We start from the raw sequence: 19,931 nt of genomic DNA, 5'->3' as shown, positions 1-19,931 counted from the left end.
GTATTAAATAGTATAGTTTACACCAAGTTGATTTTTAAACATATATAATCATTGACCTTTATTTTGGCAGGTTATTTGCATTATTGTGCCAAATTCAGCTAAATTTCGAATCTTGAAGATACTTTACACAGCGTAATTATTTGATGAACGAAAAAACGTCATTTATGTATAAAAAAATCAATGTTCGCTTAGTGCCCATCACATTAGGGTTGGCAATAGCGACACTTTTGCCGGGTTGCGGCCTTTTTAATAAGAAAGGTTCAGCTAGCGAAAAGATGAATAGAAGGGGAGAGGTGACGGGTGTTCCGAAGCGAGCAAACTGGCAACAGAGTCTTCCCTATGATATGGTTCCAGTGAAAGCCGGGACTTTCTGGATGGGGCAATCTGATGAAGATATAGCCTACACTCAATCCGCCTTAAATAAGCAGATTACGATTTCAGAATTTTTCATGGACAAATACGAAGTGTCCAACAATAAGTATCGTCAATTTTTAGAATCTGTAAAAAGCGGAACGCTTGAGACAGGTACTTCTACTACTTTGAAAGATCCACCTCAGTTGAATTATGATGAGCTAAGACCTGATACGACAGTATGGTCAACCAGCTTTGCATACCACTATGGAGATCCTTTAATGGAATTCTACTTTGATCATCCAGCCTTTGATAACTATCCAGTTGTAGGGGTATCTTGGGATCAGGCTAAAAAATATTGTGAGTGGAGAACTTACCACATGAATGCCAATGACGAATCTGACTTTGATGCACCAAGCTTTCGTCTCCCATCGGAGGCAGAATGGGAATATGCGGCAAAAGGAGGTAAAGATGTTGCCAAATATCCATGGGGCGGACCTTATTTAAAGAACAAGAGAGGCTGTTTAATGGCTAATTTCAAACCTGGAAGAGGTAATTACATTGATGATGGGTTTGCTTACACTGCTCCTGTAGATGTGTTTGCTCCAAATGGTTTTGGGTTGTATAATATGTCTGGAAATGTGGCTGAGTGGGTACTAGATGCCTACGCTACTACATCCAGCTCTATTACTTGGGATTTGGATCCAGTCTATCTTGATCCAAATGAGCCTAGAAAAGTAGTAAGAGGTGGTAGCTGGAAAGATATTGCTCATTACCTTGAGACAAGTACAAGAACTTATGAGTATGAAGATGTTGCTCAGGCACACATTGGTTTTAGAACAACGATGACATTCATAGGTAGATCCGGTTCAATGGATGTGAAAACGTCAACTAGAAGAAGAAGATAAAAGTAAAATACATACCCACAAACGAAACTTACCTTAAAACATTAATTTAAACTTTACACATGGCTAGCAACAGCAATTCGTTCTCAACAAAATTTTATTCCAGCATAATGCCAAAGATTTATGGTATCGGTGCTGCAGTCGTTATTTTAGGTGCGATGTTCAAGATTTTGGATTGGACTGGTGCCAATTGGATGATTGGTATTGGACTTAGTACAGAAGCGCTAATATTTTTCTTTTCAGCTTTTGAACCAACTCACAAAGAGGTGGACTGGGCTGTGGTTTATCCAGAGCTTGCAGGTGATGCTCCTGCAGCGCCAAGAACACAACGAGTAGCAGCAGGTGGAGATCAAGTTTCTCAGAAACTTGATGAAATGCTTGCTAACGCTAAAGTAGGGCCAGAACTTATTGAAAGCTTAGGTAAAGGAATGCAAAACCTAGCTACTTCTGCTCAGAAGATGGGTAACCTATCGGATGCAGCTGTAGCAACTAATGAGTATGCTACTAATGTTAAATCTGCTGCCAAGACTTTGGTAGATATGAATGCATCTTACAGTAAGACAGCAGCGGCACTTACAGAAATGTCATCTGCATCTCAAGATGCAAAAGCGTACCATACTCAGGTGGTAACTGTTACAAAAAATCTTTCAGCTTTGAATTCTGTCTATGAGATGGAGCTTCAGGATGCAAATAGCCATGTGAAGACATTGAATAAATTCTATGCAAACATGACTGCTGCTATGGAAGGTCTTACCGAAGCTGGTAAAGAGACTCAAGCATTTAAAACAGAATTATCAAAATTGAATCAGAACGTTAGTTCATTGAATAAAATCTATGGTGGAATGTTATCCGCTATGAAAGGTTAATTTCTCTTCAATTCATTTAAAATCCATTAAAACCTACAAATGGCAGGAGCAAAAGAGACACCTAGACAGCGGATGATTGGTATGATGTACCTGGTTTTGACGGCCCTATTGGCCCTCCAGGTAAGTAATAAGATCCTCCAGAAATTCGTATTGATTAACGATGGGATGGAAAGAACATCCAAGAACTTTATCAATAAGAATGTTAAAACTGTTGAGTCTATCGCGTATACGGTAGAGCAGCAGGGAAATAAAGACGTAGACGTACCTAAGGTAGCTGCATCACAGAAAATTAGACAAGCGACTTCAGAAATCTACGATTACCTAGAAGGAGTAAAGCAAGACTTGATTGTACAGTCTAATGCAAAGAATGATGAAGGTAACTTTGTCAATGCAAACCTTAAGAATACAGAAATCACAGGTAATATGTTCGTCAATAAGGGCATAGGTGAAGAGATGAAGAATAAGTTGAATTCTTATCCTACTCAAATCACTGAGATATTATCTGGTATTGGTCTTGGAGATTTGAGATTTGATCCTATCGCTAAAGATGCTAAGGACATTGAATTATTTGTAAACGATAGAGAAGCTCAGAACTTAAGCTTTGAGAAGCTTAATTTTGTCAAATCTCCAGTGGGTGCAGTTATTGCATTGATTTCTCAGTACCAAAATGAAGTTTTGAATATTGAAGGTGAGTCATTGACTGCTGTGCAGAATACCATTGGTTCATTCTTTTTCAAGGCGGATGTGACGGAAGCTAGAATTGCAGCGTTATCTAATGTAGTTGCAGCTGGTACAAAGTTTGAAGCAGATATGTTTATTGCTTCTAGTTCTACTTCAGCGGCTCCTACTATGACTATAGACGGTCGTTCAGTGACAGTTGATCCAAAAGGATTTGGTAAGATTGAATTTACTGTGACTCCAGCTGGATCATATGATGAAAGAGGATTAGCAAAAAGAACGCTTAAAGGTGAGATTATAACCAATATTGGAGGAGAAGATAAAGTGCTTCCTGTTGACTATGATTATTTTGTTGCTCAGCCAGTCATTAAAGTCTCTTCTGAAGTTGTTCAACAGCTATACGCAGATTGTGCAAACGAATTATTGATTGAAGTACCTGCTTTAGGTAATACTTATTCTCCTGAGTTTACGGTTAGTAATGGTAACTCTATTAAAGGAAGTAAGCCTGGGCAATTAACAGTAATTCCTGCAGCATCAGGAAAAGTGAATATTGGGGTAAGTAGTGGAGGAAATAAAATTGGTACGGTAGATTATGATATCAAGCCTGTTCCAGCTCCTACTCTAGTTCCTGTCACTTCCAATGGTGCTGAAGTTGATTTGAGTCAAGCGCAAGCGGTTAGCTCTATGATGGGTCTTAAGTTGCTTGCGAAGGCAGAACCAACTTTCGCGAGAACAATGGCTAAAGACGCAATATTTGAAGTAACTGGTGGAGAAATGAGATTGTTGAGAAATGAAGTGCCAAGACAAACAGCTCAAATCTCAAGCGGAAATAATTTGGCTATGCGTTCCTTGTTGGAAAGTGCTAAGCCTGGTGATGTGCTAGTCTTTGAAATTAGACAAGTGACAAGAACCAACTTTCGAGGAAATAAAATTGCCTCAGAATTAAGACAAGTTGTACCTATTCGTATTAAGTAATAAGAATAGGGATCAAGATAAACGAATGATTATGAAAAAGTTTCTTCCAAAATTAATCTTGTCTCTGCTTTTAGCAGCAGGCATCGCTCCTCTAATTGCTGAGGCGCAGATTCCAGCTACAAGCGTTAATCCTTCGGGATTTGGCGATCGTCAATTTGACATGGATACTATCTACTCTGCGAAGAGAATCCGCGAGGATGATAAGATGTATCAAGTTGGAGTTTGGAGAAGGATTGATCTTAGGGAAAAGTATAATCTTCCTTTATACGGTCAAGGAGATACTAAGGCTAATGGAATAGTTAATCAAATCTATAAAGCCGTAGTAGAAGAGAATGCTATTGAAGTTTTCGGTGATGAGAACTTCACTCAGCCACTTTCCATTGCAGAATTCCAAGACAATTTCTGGCTAAACGCAACAGGGGACAGTATTTTCTCTAAGCAGCTTTATTACCTAGACTTTAGAGAAGACTTTGTTTTTGACAAACACCACTCTGATATGGTATTTGACATCAAATATCTTGAGTTGGTAATGCCATCTGAGACTAATTCTAACGCTGGTCAAAAAACTATTGCTTTCATTCGGTATAAGGACTTCTATAATCACTTCAAAAATCATCCTGAAGCTAGATGGTTGAATTTCCAGAATATCTCAAAGAGTTTGACATATGATCAGGCTTTTGAAACAAGGTTGTTTAGATCTGTAGTTAGAAGGTTTACTAACTCGGAAGAAGCTTTGATTGCGGATCTTGTATCAGTTGATCATCCTAATCCTGAGATGCAGGCGTATGTAAATGCACTTGCATTTGAATATAAACTGTTAGAATACGAGAACTCCCTTTGGGAGTGGTAATATAAAAAGGGGCTTTTTAAGCCCCTTTATTTTTTTCTTTCCATGCTACCAATATTTTGGCTCTATTGGCCCCAATCACTGTAGCTATTTCATCTTCAGTTGCCTCGCTTATTTTCTTTACTGATTTAAAGTGACTCAGTAACCTGTCTGCAGTGCTTTCCCCTATTCCTGGTATATCCGTTAGCTGAGTACCAAAAGCATTTTTACTTCTTAAGTTTCTATGAAAGGTAATTGCGAATCGGTGCGCTTCATCACGAATTCGCTGTAGTAATCGTAAGCTTTCTGATTTCTTGTCAATGTGAATTGGGTAGGAGTCCCCTGGAAAGTAGATCTCTTCCAAACGCTTTGCTATGCCAATGACCGGCATCTGTCCATATACACCTAATTCTTTTAACGCTTCTACCGCAGAAGATAGCTGTCCTTTACCGCCATCAATTACTACTAACTTTGGCATTGGCTTGCCTTCCTCTAATAATCGCTTATATCTCCTTCCTACGACCTCTTTCATACTAGCGAAGTCATCGGGTCCTACTACGGTTTTTATGTGGTAGTGCCGATATTCTTTCACAGCTGGTTTTCCATTTAGAAAACATACCATACTAGCCACAGGGTTTGTTCCTTGGATGTTCGAGTTATCAAAGCACTCGATGTGATCTGGGATTTCCGGTAAGCTTAGGTCCTGTTGAAGTTGACGAATTACTCTGTCTTTTTTGTCTTGATTTAGGCCGAGTAGTAACGCTTTTTCCTTTTTATAATACAGTGCATTCTTCAGTGAAAGCTCTATGAGCTTTTTCTTATCTCCAATTTTCGGCATCACTACATTCAACCCTTCTATTGGCTCTGATAATTCTATGTTTAGTAATACCTCTTCAGCATCACTTTGAAATTGGTCTTGAAGTCTTATTAACGCTGTCAAAAGTAATTCCTCGTCAGATTCATCCAGTTTCTTCTTGAGTTCAACATTCTTAGACGTGATCAAGGAACCATTTTTTACTCGCATGAAATTCACATATGCACTTTTATCATCAGAGACTATGGTGCAAACGTCTATGTTATTGATCGAAGGGCTCGCTACCAATGATTTTGCTTGGTAATTTTCTAGCGATTCTAATTTCCCCTTTAACAGGTGTGCTTTCTCGAATTCCAAATTCTCAGCATGATGCTGCATCTCCTGCTTGAAGTAGGTTTTTGCCACACCTAAATTCCCTTTCAATATATGCTTTACATGCTCTAAGTCCCTTTGGTAGTCAACTTCTCTTTGTAACCCAACACAAGGGCCTTTACAGTTGCCAATGTGGTATTCTAAACATACTTTGTAGTTACCTTCATCTATTTTATAAGGAGATAGATCCAGCTTACATGTTCTGATTGTGAAAAGCTCGCGTATCAATTCAAGCACATTGTTCATTGCTTTTACGCTTGCAAATGGCCCATAGTATGTGCCTTTTTTAGGAATAACTTTCCTTGTAGGGAATATCCTAGGGAAGTTCTCTTTGGTCAATAAGAGGTATGGGTAAGTCTTATCATCGCGAAGTAGAATATTATACTTAGGATGAGATTTTTTTATTAGGTTATTCTCTAGAAGGAGCGCATCAAATTCGCTGTCCACCAACGTGATTTCAATTCTACGGATCTCTTTGACCATTTTTCTGGTCTTAAGATTTACCCCAGCATTTTTGTTGAAGTAGCTACTCACTCGCTTTTTAAGACTTTTGGCTTTGCCTACATAGATTAATTCATCTTCCTCATTGAAATACTTATACACGCCTGGGTGATCAGGAAGTGTAAGATGAGCGGTAGGCAAAAAGGAAGATGACTGCATGGGCTAAAATTAAAAAAAAACAGCCTTGTATTAAGGCTGTTTTTGAAAGAGGATTTATGTTTTTCTAAAAATCGTTTTTCTTAGCGTCATAATCAAAGTCAGCAAATCGTTGGCTTTCTTTTTCATAGACATCACAATTTATCTCAATACTTAATGGGCGATCAGGCCTAGGGAATGGACCCTTGGTGTAACCGAGGCTTTTATCACCATATACCTTAATCATATAATTCTGCCAGATTGGTCTGGCGGTCCTGCCTCCTTGTCCTTCATACCAAGTTCTGAAGTGAATAGCACGATCATCTCCACCTACCCAAGCTCCACTTACTAGATCTTTGCTTATCCCCATGTACCAGCCATCGGATGCATTTTGTGTAGTACCTGTCTTACCGCCTAGTTCTAGACCCTGTCGCAAATCCCAATTCACACCTTGACTCGTTCCGCCGCTTTCTTCAAAACCTCCTCTTAACATATAGGTCATTAAGTAGGCGTGTTCTTCACTCATTGCAGGCCTCTTTTTCGCCGTAAATTGCTGTATTACATTACCATTTTTATCTTCAATCCGGTCTATATAAAATGGAGTGGTATGCTCGCCTTTGTTGACGAAAGTTCCAAATGCTCCAACCATTTCGAAAATAGACACATCATTTACACCAAGGGCCAAAGCTGGTACTTCCTCCAAATCACTGGTAATACCCAGCCTACGGGCTGTCTCGACCACTATTTTTGGACTCAATTTCTTCATCATATAGGCCGTGATGGAGTTGACGGATTCAGCCATAGCATGTCTGATGGTCATTTTCTTATAGGAAAACTTACCATCTGCATTCGATGGACTCCATGCAGGTTGACCTGGTATATAGACTTCTACTGGCTGATCAATGACGCTATAGCATGGGCTATATCCATTTTCAATTGCTGCTGCATATACGAATGGCTTGAAGGTAGATCCAGGCTGTCTTTTTGCCCTTGCTACATGGTCGAATTTAAAGTATTTGTGATCTAAACCACCCACCCAAGCTTTGATCTGGCCCGTATGTGGATCCATACTCATAAAGCCAGTTTGAAGGAATTTCTTATAATACCTCATGGAATCCATAGAACTCATAAGGGTGTCTATTTCACCTTTTTCCCAAGAGAAAACCTTCATTTGTTTTTTCTCATTCAGCTTAAGATTGATAGAGTCAGTGTCATTTCCATACCGAATTTTCAGTAATCTATAAGCTTCCGTTCTTCTCACTGCATCTTCGATGAAATTTGGTATGACACGATTGCTCCCATCTACCCATGGATCTCTAGTGCCCATTTCCTTGTAGAATTTAGCTTGTAGAATTTTCATGTGATCTTCTACAGCTTCTTCTGCATAGCGCTGCATTCTACTGTCAATGGTCGCATAAACTTTTAATCCATCACCATATAGGTCGTATGCAGTGCCATCTGATTTTAGGTTTTCTTTAGTCCATTTAATCAAATCTGCTTTTACGATTTCACGGAAATAGGTAGCCAAACCTTTATTTTGATTTGCTACACTATAATTCAATTTGATTGGTTTGCTGGATAGTGAGTCAAATTCTTCTCTAGTCAAGTAATCATTCCTCATCATTTGAGCCAGAACCGTGTTTCTTCTTCGAAGTGAATTCTCTGGATTGTATACTGGGCTGTAATAGGTAGGTGCCTTGAATAGACCTACAAGCACCGCCGCTTCTTCTGTAGCTAAAGTGGCAGGTGTTTTATTGAAGAAAGTCTCTGAAGCAGTTTTAATTCCAAAGGCATTAGAACCAAAGTCCGATGTATTTAGATAAAGGGTGAGTATCTCATTTTTTGTATATGCTTTTTCCAGTTGTGTGGCAACAATCCATTCTTTCGTTTTGATAATAAGCATACGAAGTCCAGGGATAGAGCTAAGTAAACCATTACTGGCATCAGTTCTAGTCTTGAATAAGTTCTTGGCTGTCTGCTGACTCAATGTAGAGCCACCACCTGCATCTTGTCCCAAGAGAATGGATTTTACAAACACTCTCATCATCGCTTTCATGTCGATTCCCGAATGATCTTGGAATCGAACATCTTCAGTAGCTATCAATGCTTGGACGAGCTTAGGAGAGAGTTCGTCGTATGACACTGGACTTCTGTTTTCACGAATATATCTACCGAGAAGCATTCCGTCAGAAGAATACAATTCAGAGGCTATCTGCGAGTCCGGATTTTCCAGTGCTTTGAAATCAGGAAGAGATCCAAAAAGCCCAAGGAAATTGATGCTGATCATCCAAACAAACAGAATGAACCCAAAAATCCCTGCTATAAAGGCGATCCAAAGATATTTTATGGTCTTAGATACCCAAGTGGTATCCTGGGGTTTTGCTTTGTTACTCATAGTTTACTTATAAGCGGACTTAAAGAAAGTCCTATATTCTTCTAAATTTTTGCTTTTGATTAATACTTGAAAGTTTTCAATCGATATCACGAATGAATTGGGCTTTACCTGATCTGGAAGTCCTTCGGATTTGAATTCTTTTTGAAACTTACTGTAATATTCTTTTGCTTTTTCAGCATTTGAAAAAGGACTAATGATGTAAATCGCATTTTCCCTATTCATGTTCATATTTCCTGTTCTCAATCTATCCTTACCGAAATTTGTTGAATGGAAACTATCCAAATCAGCCAATAGATTTTTCACTTCTTCTACTTGTCCTGGATCGATCGCAATCACAAATATGTGAGTTGCTGATGCATTGTATTCATAGGGCGAGTCAGATAAAGCTTCATTCCCCCCATTTTCAGCTAATTCCGAACGTTCTACTTGTGCGGAGTCGGCTGCTACTATTTCTTTTGGATTAAGCTCAGCTAGCTCTGCTGAGGATAGTAAAGGTTTTAGCATATTCCTTGCCAATTCTACCAAAGCTTGATCTTGCGTATTCTGAATATAAATTTCCAGTCGTTCTCTATACCTAGCACGGCTCTCCGTTTTGCCAGAATTCATAATATCTAAAAGGAGAAGTCGCTCGGTATTGCGAGTAAGGGGGTAATCTTCTAGTGTAGCTCTAATGATATCCTTACTCGATTGAAATTCCCCTTGATAATAAGCGTTATAAGCTTTTTCGTATCTTTTTGAAGATTCCACATAAGCTAGATTCCCAGAAGCAGCATCTGGGTTGTTTACTGAAAAAGTATATTGCGACTCAGGAAATTCTCTATTCAAACGTCCTACATATTGTTGTGAATTTCCTGCCAAATCTTTTTGCGCTAAGTACAACAAATAATAAGCTTCTGGCTTTCTGGAAGAAGCTGGATATTCTCGGACTAAAGTCTCAAGGTTATCAATGCTTTGTTCTGTTTCCTTCAGATCGAAGTATAGAAGTTTACCTAATTCAAAGTAGGACTCCTCAAGTTCAAGATTTAGGACATCAATTTGTTCTGGAGAATTAGGAATCTCAGCCATTAATCCTTCTACAGTTGGGAGTTGATTGACCAGGCTTTCTGCTTCAGTAGCTGTTGAATCACTTTCTGTAGGTTCAGTAATTGTAGGAGCAGAATTCTGAAAACTTATAGCGCTTCTTCTCCAATTATCTTGCAATGCTCGATTGCCCCATGTTCTTCTGAAATCTATGGCTCCTTGCTGCATTGCAACTCCATTGTCAAAATAGAATGTAGAGCCTGATCCTTTGTCACTGAATGCCAGTAGGTTGTCGAAAATACTAGAAGCTTTAGGTTTCTGAAGAGCTTCTGCTTCACGCATTAATCGTTCTTCTTCCGATTTAATAAAATTCTCAGCTACTAGTTTTTGTTCATCAGGACTCAATTGTGCCAATTTTAGCAGACTATCATTGTCTTGTATCCGTTCAAAGTGGAATACATACTGATCAAGCGATTCTTTTTGACTTGTGATTTCGAGGGCTATTGGATCAGATTCATTAATGAAGGTAAGTGCAGAATCTAGGTAATACTTGGTTGCTCTGTAATCCTTAAACTCGTTAAGATTTATCTCAGCAAGTTTCTGATAGATATACCCTTTCACTCTTGGGTTACTCCCAGGCTCCTTTGCTGCTTGGTGAAGTAGCTCAATGGTAAGTTCAGTATCTCCTTGCTTTTCCTCAAAGAGAGCCTGCTCGTAGACTACTACATCTTTTAAATCCCTGTTTTTGGGATCCTCGTATAGGTCATCATAATATTTCCTGACTTTCTTGAGATCTTTTGAAGCGTTTAGCTCTGCTACCTGCTGTGCGTAAAGTTGCGCATAGAAACTTCGCTCATAGGGAGGGTTTCCTTCTAGAGCCTGGTTGTAGTAATCATAGGCTAGTGCATCTAAGCCTTCTCTTTGGTATCGCTGTGCAAGGATAAAGTTGATCCTGGATTTCTCTTTTTTATCCTGAGAATATTCGATTGCCTTATCTAAAGCCCCAATTACTCCACTTTTATCCCCTCTTTTTTCATAATAATAGGCAAGGGTTCTATACAGTTCGTAACGGTTTCTTTCCGAGATACCACTTTCCTTGGAGAGGTAGTCAATAGTGAAGTTTGCGTTTTCTACTTCCCCCTGATCCACATAGAGACGAAGCAAGGTGATCAGTGTCTGATGCCGTAGATCCGGACTTTTTGAATTGACATTAATGTATTTGAAGGTATTCTGAGCGTCATCAAAGTGTGATTGATAATAATCAAGCTTTCCGAGAAGGTAATAACTATCATCAACCCAATTACTGATTCTATGCCATTCGATGGCTTTGGAAGCCAATTCACGGGAAGATTGAAGTTTCTCCGCATTGGATTGAATCGTGGCAGAATCAAATGGTATAAAAACAGGAAGGATCTGAGTGTAGTCCTCTTTGTAATTTTGAAAAACTTCAGTTTCTACCTCTGTTAATTTGACATCAGCAAGGTAATAGGCATTGAAATGCGCAGTGACATTATGAAATGTCCTGTTAGTAAAGGTGTTGCGCTCAGAAGAACACGCTACGCTAAAAAGTAAAATGACTATCGCTAGTCCAGAAAATATCCTCATGAGTGGTTTTGCCCAATTCAAGTAGCAAAATAGGTTTTTTGGTTTACTTAGTGAACGAATTGAGCCTTCTATTATTTCTTCATTTTCATGTGGCAGGATATTCGCTCGTAGTTTTCCATATTTTTAAGGAATAGAAAACAATCCTATGACACCAGAATCAAAAAATACAGAACCAAAGAGCACACCTGTTTATGTAAAATACATAGGTTTATCGTTTCAGCTTTTTGGAGTAATTGGTGGCGGCACTTGGTTTGGGTGGTGGCTGCAGCAAAAGAGTGATATGAAATTCCCCGTATGGTTACTTCTTTTTTGTTTCCTTTCCATTGGGATTGCCTTTTACCAATTATGGAATTCGATTCGGTCGGATAAGTAGTTAGACAAAAGAAAATTTGGGATAAATTTGTGATAAATTAATCCCCATGGTTTTGAAATCTAACCATCATTTAAAATTTTTCCTTCTGACAGGAATTTTGAGTTTACTGGTGATATTGCTTAGCTGCTTGCTGCCATCTACGATTCATGCTGACATTTGGAAAATTCTGTTATTTCTAGCAATATCCTCTTATTTGGTAGGTGTAACAAGCATTTGGCTGCTTAAAGGTTCTACTGAAAACCTTATTCAGGTTAAAATGTTGGGTATGGTAATTAGGTTAATCGCCTCCTTATCCTTCATAGGAATCATGGTTTTTATGGGGACAGAGAATATTCTAGTGTTTGTTGTGGATTTCTTTATTCTCTTTTTGTTCTATCTGGTTTTTGATATCTACACCTTTCTGGCTAACTTGCGCCCGATTTCGAAGTAGCCCTCAAAAAAAGAGTAGATGACGCGCAAATTTCTTTCCCTAAGTATTTTATTGTCAGCGTTTTTGCTGAGTTTATCCAGTGTGTCTTTTGCTGCTGGAGCTGATTCTGAAGATGGAGGTGAAGACCCTACGGGCTTCATCATGCATCACATCAAGGACTCACACGAATGGCATTTTTTCAATGTTGGCCACACTCATGTGACACTTTCATTGCCGGTGATTGTATATTCTGGTGATAGAGGATTGGAGATATTTAATTCTTCAGACTTCCAAAATCATGATACACATGCTTTCGGCGAAGAATATGCACACGAAGGGTATTTTATTGATTCTCATGATCACATGGGAAGAGTAGATGGTGCTAGTTTTACGGATTTATCTATTACAAAGAACGTCGCGATGATGTTTTTAGTGATTGCAGTGGTTTTGATTTTGTCTCTTTCTGCAGCAGGTCATTATAAGAAGCATGGTGCTGTTGCTCCAAAAGGAGCTGCGGCATTTGTAGAGCCTATAGTGATCTTTGTCAGGGACGAGATAGCTCTTACTGCTATAGGGCCGAAGTATAAGAAATTTGTTCCTTACCTTCTTACTCTATTCTTCTTTATCTGGATAGGTAACTTGATCGGTTTGCTACCTGGTGCAGCCAACCTTACAGGTAATATCGCTGTCACTGCGACACTAGCAGTTTTGACATTCATTATTGTAAATGTCAATGGTAATAAGGATTACTGGAAGCACGTCTTCATGACTCCTGGAGTTCCTATTCCTTTGCTTTTGGTGATCGTTCCTGTTGAGATTATTGGTTTGTTTACTAAGCCTTTCGCTTTGATGGTTCGTCTTTTTGTAGCAATTACGGCAGGACACATTGTGATCTTGGCTTTTATAGCTTTGGTCTTTATCTTTGAGTCGTACACTATAGGTGTGATTAGCACGCTGATGGTGACATTTATCAACCTGATTGAGCTATTGGTAGCTACTATCCAGGCTTATGTCTTTACACTCTTCACTGCCATGTATATTGGATCTGCGGTAGCAGAGCATGCACATGATGAAGCGCATTAATTAGGAATTTCTTTGTTCAATTTATAAATAAAAACGTATGTTAACTTCAATCTTATTATCAGCTGGAATGGCACTTATGGGTGCTGGTATCGGTGCAGGTATTGTTGCGATTGGCGCAGGACTTGGTATCGGTAGAATTGGTGGACAAGCTATGGAATCTATTGCTCGTCAGCCTGAGGCTGCTGGTAAAATCCAGACTGCTATGTTGATCATTGCAGCTTTGATCGAGGTGGTTTCCCTGTTTGCAGTAGTAGTATGTCTACTTATTGCTTTGAATGCAGGCGGTATCGCTTTCTAAGAACAAATGAAACGGGATTGGTCTTTCAGGCCAATCCCTCTTTTTGAACAATAACGAAATTATATATATCTAATGGATCTTATTTTACCTAGTTCCGGACTGATCTTCTGGCAGTTGTTTGGGTTTTTAGCACTCTTGTTTATCCTAATCAAGTTTGCGTGGAAGCCGATGCTTGCAGCTATTGAAGAGAGAGAAACCAGTATCAACAATGCATTGAAAGCAGCAGAAACTGCTAGAAATGAAATGGCTAACTTGAAAGCAGAGAATGAAAAACTTCTTGCTGACGCTAGACTGGAGAGAGATACCATCCTGAAAAAAGCACAAGATGTGTCAGTAAAAATGATCGATGATGCGAAGAACGAAGCTCTAAAGGCAGGTGCTTTGATGATCGAAAATGCTAAGGCTGTCATCGAAACTGAAAAGAAGGCTGCTTTGGCTGATGTGAAGAATCAGGTAGCTGCTCTTTCTTTAGACATTACTGAGAAATTGTTGAGAAAAAATCTATCTGACGACAAGTCTCAAAAGGATTTGGTTGATGGATTTATCAAAGAACTTAAGCTTAATTAAAACTCCTCCATGTCAAACCAGAGAGTAGCATCCCGCTATGCCAAGTCAATCATGGAACTTTCTTTGGAAAAAGGAAGACTAGAGGAGGTACATACAGATTTCCTAAGACTGACTGCATTGGCAGAAAGTAATCATGAATTGTCGGTTGTTCTTAGGAATCCAGTTGTCAATTCTGATAAGAAACTGAATGTGCTGAAAGCGCTTTTTGCTAATAAAGTTGAACCGCTTACGATGACTTTCTTCGAAATCGTGTCGGGTAAGAACAGAGAAGAGATTCTTCTTGACGTAGCAAAGGAATTTGAAAACCAGTATAACCTACATAAGTCTATTCAGGTAGCTGAAGTGACGACTACTTTCCCTATCGATGACAACCTTCGTAAGGAGTTTGCAGAAGTAGTGAAGGAGATTTCTGGTAAGCAATCAGTACAATTGGTAGAGAAAATAAATCCAGACCTGATAGGTGGATATATTTTGACAGTAAATGATCGTCAGATTGACGAGTCATTGAGTAGCAAACTGAGAATTTTGAAAACTCAGTTTACCCAAAATCATTACGAAAGTAAAATCTAATCAAAAGCATTAATCTTAATATATCATGGCAGAAGTAAGACCTGATGAAGTTTCGGCAATTTTAAGAGAGCAACTCTCTGGTGCAAGAACCGAAGCAGAACTCGAAGAAGTAGGTACAGTCCTTCAAGTGGGGGATGGTGTAGCTCGTATCTATGGACTTTCTAAGGCTCAAGCTGGTGAATTGCTAGAATTCGACAATGGTCTGAAAGCAATGGTACTGAACCTTGAAGAAGACAATGTAGGAGCTGTACTTTTCGGAGATTCCAGAGGAATCAAAGAAGGTGATACAGTAAAGAGAACGAAGAGAATTGCTTCACTTCAAGTAGGTGAAGGAATGCTTGGCCGTGTAGTGGATACCTTGGGTAACCCTATTGACGGTAAAGGCCCTATCACTGGTGAATTGTACGAGATGCCTTTGGAGCGTAAAGCACCAGGTGTTATCTATCGTCAGCCAGTAACTGAGCCTCTTCAGACAGGTATCAAAGCAATCGATGCAATGATTCCTATCGGTAGAGGACAAAGAGAATTAGTAATTGGTGACCGTCAGACTGGTAAGACAGCAGTAGTTATCGATGCTATTCTTAACCAAAAAGAGTTTTACGACAAAGGTGAGCCAGTTTTCTGTATCTACGTTGCAATCGGTCAGAAAGCATCTACCGTTGCTGGAGTAGTAGCAGCATTAGAAAAAGGCGGCGCACTTCCTTATACAGTAATTGTAGCAGCTCCAGCATCTGAGCCAGCTCCAATGCAATTCTTTGCTCCATTTACGGGTGCCTCGATCGGTGAATTCTTCCGAGATACAGGTCGTCCTGCATTGGTAGTTTATGATGATCTTTCTAAGCAAGCTGTAGCTTACCGTGAAGTTTCTCTTCTTTTGAGAAGACCTCCGGGACGTGAAGCCTATCCAGGTGACGTATTCTACCTTCACTCTAGATTGTTGGAAAGAGCTGCAAAAATTAATAAGTCTGACAAGATCGCTCAGGAAATGAACGATTTGCCAGATTCTATCAAACATTTGGTAAAAGGTGGTGGATCTTTGACTGCACTTCCAATTATCGAAACTCAAGCTGGTGACGTTTCTGCATATATCCCAACTAACGTAATTTCTATTACGGATGGTCAGATCTTCTTGGAGACTAACTTGTTTAACTCCGGTATCCGTCCTGCGATTAACGTAGGTATCTCCGTATCTAGAGTAGGTGGTAACGCACAGATTAAAGCGATGAAGAAAATTGCCGGTACCTTGAAATTGGATCAGGCAGCTTTCCGTGAATTGGAAGCATTCTCTAAGTTTGGTTCTGATCTAGATGCGACTACTAAGCGTACGATCGAAAGAGGAAGAAGAAACCAGGAAATCTTGAAGCAAGCACAGTACTCTCCAGTATCTGTAGCACATCAAGTAGCTATTATCTATGCTTCCGCAAAAGGATTGATGGATACTGTTCCTGTAGAAAAAGCAAGAGCATTTGAGAAAGAATTCTACACCTTATTGGATACTTCTTATCCTGAGGCGCTTCAACTGATCCTGAAAGGTGATGTGGACGGAGCTGCAAAAGTTCTTTCTAAGGCAGCTGCAGAATTAGCTCCTAAGTTCTCTAAATAATTGATTTGAATTCCGGAAGGCGAAAGTCTTCCGGTTATTTATACCCTAGCACAACGCAACCAAGATGGCAAATCTTAAGGAAGTAAAGGAACGGATAACGTCAGTAGTCTCTACCCAGCAGATTACTAAGGCCATGAAAATGGTGTCCGCCGCCAAACTTAGAAGAGCGCAGGACAAAATCACACAGATGCGTCCTTACTCTCAGAAGTTGACCCAGATCCTGAATAACGTATCCGCTGCTTCAGAAGGAGCTGCAGATATTGTATTTGCTGAAAAAAGAGAAGTGAGAAATGTATTGATCATTCCTGTGACTTCAGACAAAGGACTTTGTGGTGCTTTCAATTCAAACATTATCAAAGCTGTAAATGGCGCCATAGCTAGACAGTTTGTAGGTATGAATATTACTATTCTTCCTATCGGTAAGAAGGCATTTGAATCTTTTAAGAAGAATGACTTCAACATGGTATCTGATTATTCTCAGCTATTTCAAGATCTTACTTTTGGAAATGCTAGAAGCGCAGCTGAATTTGCTATGAACGCATTTATTGCTGGCGAATATGATCAAGTTGTATTGGTATTCAATGAGTTCAAAAACGTAGCTACTCAAGAAGTTAAGGTGGAGCAATTCCTGCCAATGGCAAAGGATGATACCGCTGAAGAGAAAGTGCCTGATACGGACTACATCTTGGAGCCATCCAGAAAATACATTATCGAAGAGTTGGTTCCGACTTCTTTGAAAATACAATTCTACAAAGCTGTACTAGAAAGTAATGCTTCAGAGCATGCCGCTAGAATGATAGCCATGGATAAGGCCACAGAAAATGCAGGCGAATTGCTGAAAGAACTTCGATTCATGTACAACAGAACTCGTCAGGCAGCAATTACCAATGAAATTCTTGAAATTGTTTCAGGTGCTAATGCACTTGAAGGTAAATAAAAACAATAGACCTACTTTCCAAAACCACAGCTCGGAAGGGTTGTGGTTTTTTTGTTTTGAGAGCTCCTTCCTAATTCATTCATATATTTTTTACTCTCAAAATTGGTTCTTTTGCCCTAAATTGCTGATCTAATAAATAGCCTTTTATGAAACACCTCCTTCAGCTACTTGCTCTGGTATTAACCTTCCAGCTTTATTCCTGCTCACCTAAAGAACCTCAAGTAAAACAGCCAAACATCATAGTGATTCTTGCAGATGACTTAGGCTATGGAGATGTGAAAGCTTTTAATCCAGAGGGCAAAATTGCCACTCCGTTTTTGGATCAATTGGCTTCTGAAGGAATGATATTCACCGATGCGCATACACCTTCAGCTGTTTGTACTCCTACGCGATACGGATTTATGACGGGTAGGTATAATTGGAGGAGTACGTTGAAAAGTGGAGTATTGACAGGTAATTCTAAAGCATTAATTCCTGATAGTCGAAGTACCATGGCTTCTGTGCTTAAAGCGCAGGGATATAGCACCGCATTTATAGGTAAGTGGCACCTAGGATGGGACTGGGCTACGCTGGATGGAGATCCGCTGACGGCTGAGGGTTGGGGACCACATGATTTTGATCAGATAGATTTCACTAAGCCAGTGACTCATACTCCCAATGATCTAGGTTTTGACTATGCCTATGGACATAATGGTTCCCTGGATATGGCTCCTTATGTGTATGTAGAGAATGGCCAAATCACAGCAATTCCTGATACAGTAACCGTCAACAAGGGCAAATATTCTTGGTGGAGAGAAGGACCAACTTCCCCAGATTTCGATCATGAGAAAGTTACCCCGAATTTCTTTGAGCGATCTATAGCTTACATTCAAGAGCAGGCAAAGGAAGAAAAGCCATTTTTCCTATACTTGGCTTTACCATCTCCACATACACCGATTTTGCCTCCAGCAGAATGGCAGGGCAAAAGCGGATTGGCTCCCTATGCCGATTTCATGATGATGATTGATGAGTATGTAGGTCAGTTGAATGAAGCAATCAAAAAGGCGGGGATTGAAGAAAACACATTAATAGTATTCACGAGTGACAATGGAGGTTCTCCAGCTGCAGGTCTGGATGTGATGCAGGAAGCCGGACACTTCAGCAGTTATATCTACCGTGGGCACAAAGCTGATATTTTCGAAGGAGGACATCGAGTTCCTTTTATTGCCAAGTGGCCAGCTAAGATTCAGAAAGGAACTTCTAGAAGTGAAACAATTTGTCTAACTGATTTGATGGCAACAGGAGCAGAGCTTTCTGGGTATGAGCTTAAGGATAACGAAGGCGAGGATAGCTACAGTTTGGTGTCGCTTTTTGATGCCAATAACAAAGTGGCCCAATTCCGTGAAGCCACCGTTTCACACTCTATCAACGGGAGCTTCGCGATCCGTCAAGGAGACTGGAAGCTTATTATGGCTAAAGGTTCTGGAGGTTGGAGCTTTCCAAAACCAGGTGATCCATCTGAAGCCGAACTTCCAGATGTTCAATTGTATAATTTAGCTTCCGATCCAGGAGAGACGAATAATATCTATGCTGAAAATGGCGACAAAGTAGCTTCGCTAAAAGCATTGTTGTCCAAGTATATCAAAGAAGGAAGAAGCACCCCCGGCGCTCCACAATCCAACGATCAAATCGATGGAGAATGGAAGCAAATTGGGTTTGTGGAGTAGTGATAGATTTAATAGTGGGAAATTCTCCCGCAACGGCGCAACGGCGCAATGTGTTAATTTGCAAGTTTGAGTAACTGCTCATCGCCAAAGTGAATCTATCCACTTTCGTGTTAACCCTCCAGGTTTCCAAAACCTGGAGGGTTTAATGCTAAAAGCACCCGACATCCGTCACCGGACTTTTTTACAATCGAATCGCTCTTGCAATCACTTTCGCCATAATGCCTAATCCTTCGGTGTTTGGATGTACACCATCAGCAAAGAGGTCTTCGTGTCCCATAAAAGGAGTGAATAAATCGACTAGCTCAGAACCGCTTTCGTCAGCGATATCCACTAGCATCATGCGCTGCTCATTGTTCATGACTGAAGCCGTAATACCGAAGTTGTCCTTGGTCACTGGCACTGGCATGATCACATATACTTTGCCGTCTGCAGGCATGGTTTTCTTGAATTCTGCAATCATGTCTAAGTAATCTTGTCTGAATTCTGAGGCAAACTTCCAGTTCTGAGGTTTGGAATCATTCGTTCCTAGCATGATGATCAGCACATCTGCTTTGAAATCTTTCACCTGCTGAAACTGTGGTTCATTCCAAAAGGGGTAATCTCCTTTTCGAAGTAGAGTTCTTCCACTAACACCGAAATTACCGACTTCATACGCATCACCGAGTATGGCTTGCATCTGTAGTGGCCAGCTATCAGGATTGTCTCTGCCTGGACCCTGCGTGATGCTATTGCCTACGCAGGCAATTTTGATAGGTGCTTGCGCAAAAGAAACCGTGGCAAAAGCGAGCAGGGCGACTAAAAGTAAATTGAGTTTTTTCATAAGTAAGGATTAGATTTTAGGTTTATTGATTTGAGAATTAGAAGTGTAATCTGGGCCTCAGCTTCGCTCGGCCACTGGGTTTTATGTTGTTAAGATGGGAGTGGAAGGAGGCTCTGCAGCCT

At 40.0% G+C, this 19,931-nt stretch carries 16 protein-coding genes; 12 read left to right on the top strand and 4 right to left on the bottom strand.

Features of this window, described 5'->3' with window-relative positions; translation table 11 throughout:
• Positions 1-164: 164 nt before the first annotated feature.
• The 4 genes from porK to porN are packed head-to-tail and all read left to right on the top strand — an operon-like array spanning position 165 to position 4,625.
• Positions 165-1,259, top strand: coding sequence for a T9SS ring complex lipoprotein PorK/GldK (porK, locus tag BM291_RS03855; RefSeq protein ID WP_092894845.1), 1,095 nt, complete (start codon positions 165-167; stop codon positions 1,257-1,259).
• A gap of 59 nt (positions 1,260-1,318) precedes the next feature.
• Entirely contained in the window at positions 1,319-2,122 is an 804-nt protein-coding gene (porL, locus tag BM291_RS03850; RefSeq protein WP_092894844.1) for a type IX secretion system motor protein PorL/GldL, read from the top strand.
• Between the two features lie 39 nt (positions 2,123-2,161).
• Positions 2,162-3,775: a type IX secretion system motor protein PorM/GldM gene (porM, locus tag BM291_RS03845; protein WP_092894843.1), complete on the top strand. Its 1,614-nt coding sequence runs from the start codon at positions 2,162-2,164 to the stop codon at positions 3,773-3,775.
• 31 nt (positions 3,776-3,806) lie between these two features.
• Entirely contained in the window at positions 3,807-4,625 is an 819-nt protein-coding gene (porN, locus tag BM291_RS03840) for a type IX secretion system ring subunit PorN/GldN (RefSeq protein ID WP_092894940.1), read from the top strand.
• A 16-nt stretch (positions 4,626-4,641) separates the two neighbouring features.
• Here porN and uvrC read toward each other — a convergent pair whose 3' ends face one another.
• The 3 genes from uvrC to porW form a co-directional block, all read right to left on the bottom strand.
• Entirely contained in the window at positions 4,642-6,447 is a 1,806-nt protein-coding gene (gene uvrC / locus BM291_RS03835; protein WP_092894842.1) for an excinuclease ABC subunit UvrC, read from the bottom strand.
• Positions 6,448-6,511: 64 nt separating this feature from the next.
• Positions 6,512-8,818, bottom strand: coding sequence for a penicillin-binding protein 1A (locus BM291_RS03830; protein WP_092894841.1), 2,307 nt, complete (start codon positions 8,816-8,818; stop codon positions 6,512-6,514).
• A 3-nt stretch (positions 8,819-8,821) separates the two neighbouring features.
• Entirely contained in the window at positions 8,822-11,443 is a 2,622-nt protein-coding gene (porW, locus tag BM291_RS03825; protein ID WP_092894840.1) for a type IX secretion system periplasmic lipoprotein PorW/SprE, read from the bottom strand.
• 145 nt (positions 11,444-11,588) lie between these two features.
• Between porW and BM291_RS03820 the strand changes: the two genes are divergently transcribed.
• From BM291_RS03820 to BM291_RS03780, 8 genes are all read left to right on the top strand, one after another.
• Positions 11,589-11,816 carry an AtpZ/AtpI family protein gene (locus BM291_RS03820; RefSeq protein ID WP_092894839.1) on the top strand — a complete coding sequence of 76 codons (228 nt, stop codon included), beginning with the start codon at positions 11,589-11,591 and terminating at the stop codon, positions 11,814-11,816.
• A gap of 448 nt (positions 11,817-12,264) precedes the next feature.
• Positions 12,265-13,308 (top strand): F0F1 ATP synthase subunit A, encoded by a 1,044-nt coding sequence (gene atpB / locus BM291_RS03810; protein ID WP_092894837.1) that lies wholly within the window; start codon positions 12,265-12,267, stop codon positions 13,306-13,308.
• A gap of 37 nt (positions 13,309-13,345) precedes the next feature.
• Positions 13,346-13,606, top strand: coding sequence for an ATP synthase F0 subunit C (gene atpE / locus BM291_RS03805; RefSeq protein WP_092894836.1), 261 nt, complete (start codon positions 13,346-13,348; stop codon positions 13,604-13,606).
• Between the two features lie 72 nt (positions 13,607-13,678).
• Entirely contained in the window at positions 13,679-14,173 is a 495-nt protein-coding gene (locus tag BM291_RS03800; protein ID WP_092894835.1) for a F0F1 ATP synthase subunit B, read from the top strand.
• Between the two features lie 9 nt (positions 14,174-14,182).
• Positions 14,183-14,743, top strand: coding sequence for an ATP synthase F1 subunit delta (atpH, locus tag BM291_RS03795; protein WP_092894834.1), 561 nt, complete (start codon positions 14,183-14,185; stop codon positions 14,741-14,743).
• A gap of 25 nt (positions 14,744-14,768) precedes the next feature.
• On the top strand, positions 14,769-16,346 hold the full coding sequence (gene atpA / locus BM291_RS03790) for a F0F1 ATP synthase subunit alpha (RefSeq protein WP_092894833.1): 1,578 nt from the start codon (positions 14,769-14,771) through the stop codon (positions 16,344-16,346).
• 64 nt (positions 16,347-16,410) lie between these two features.
• Positions 16,411-17,283 (top strand): ATP synthase F1 subunit gamma, encoded by an 873-nt coding sequence (gene atpG / locus BM291_RS03785; protein WP_092894832.1) that lies wholly within the window; start codon positions 16,411-16,413, stop codon positions 17,281-17,283.
• A gap of 146 nt (positions 17,284-17,429) precedes the next feature.
• Entirely contained in the window at positions 17,430-18,989 is a 1,560-nt protein-coding gene (locus BM291_RS03780) for a sulfatase family protein (protein ID WP_092894831.1), read from the top strand.
• 181 nt (positions 18,990-19,170) lie between these two features.
• Here BM291_RS03780 and BM291_RS03775 read toward each other — a convergent pair whose 3' ends face one another.
• A complete protein-coding gene (locus BM291_RS03775; protein WP_092894830.1) occupies positions 19,171-19,809 on the bottom strand; it encodes a GDSL-type esterase/lipase family protein in 639 nt (212 codons plus the stop codon).
• Between the last annotated feature and the right edge of the window lie 122 nt (positions 19,810-19,931).

It is taken from the genome of Algoriphagus aquimarinus, assembly GCF_900112005.1.
GTDB lineage: Bacteria > Bacteroidota > Bacteroidia > Cytophagales > Cyclobacteriaceae > Algoriphagus > Algoriphagus aquimarinus.
This window is presented reverse-complemented; position numbering and strand designations above follow the sequence as displayed.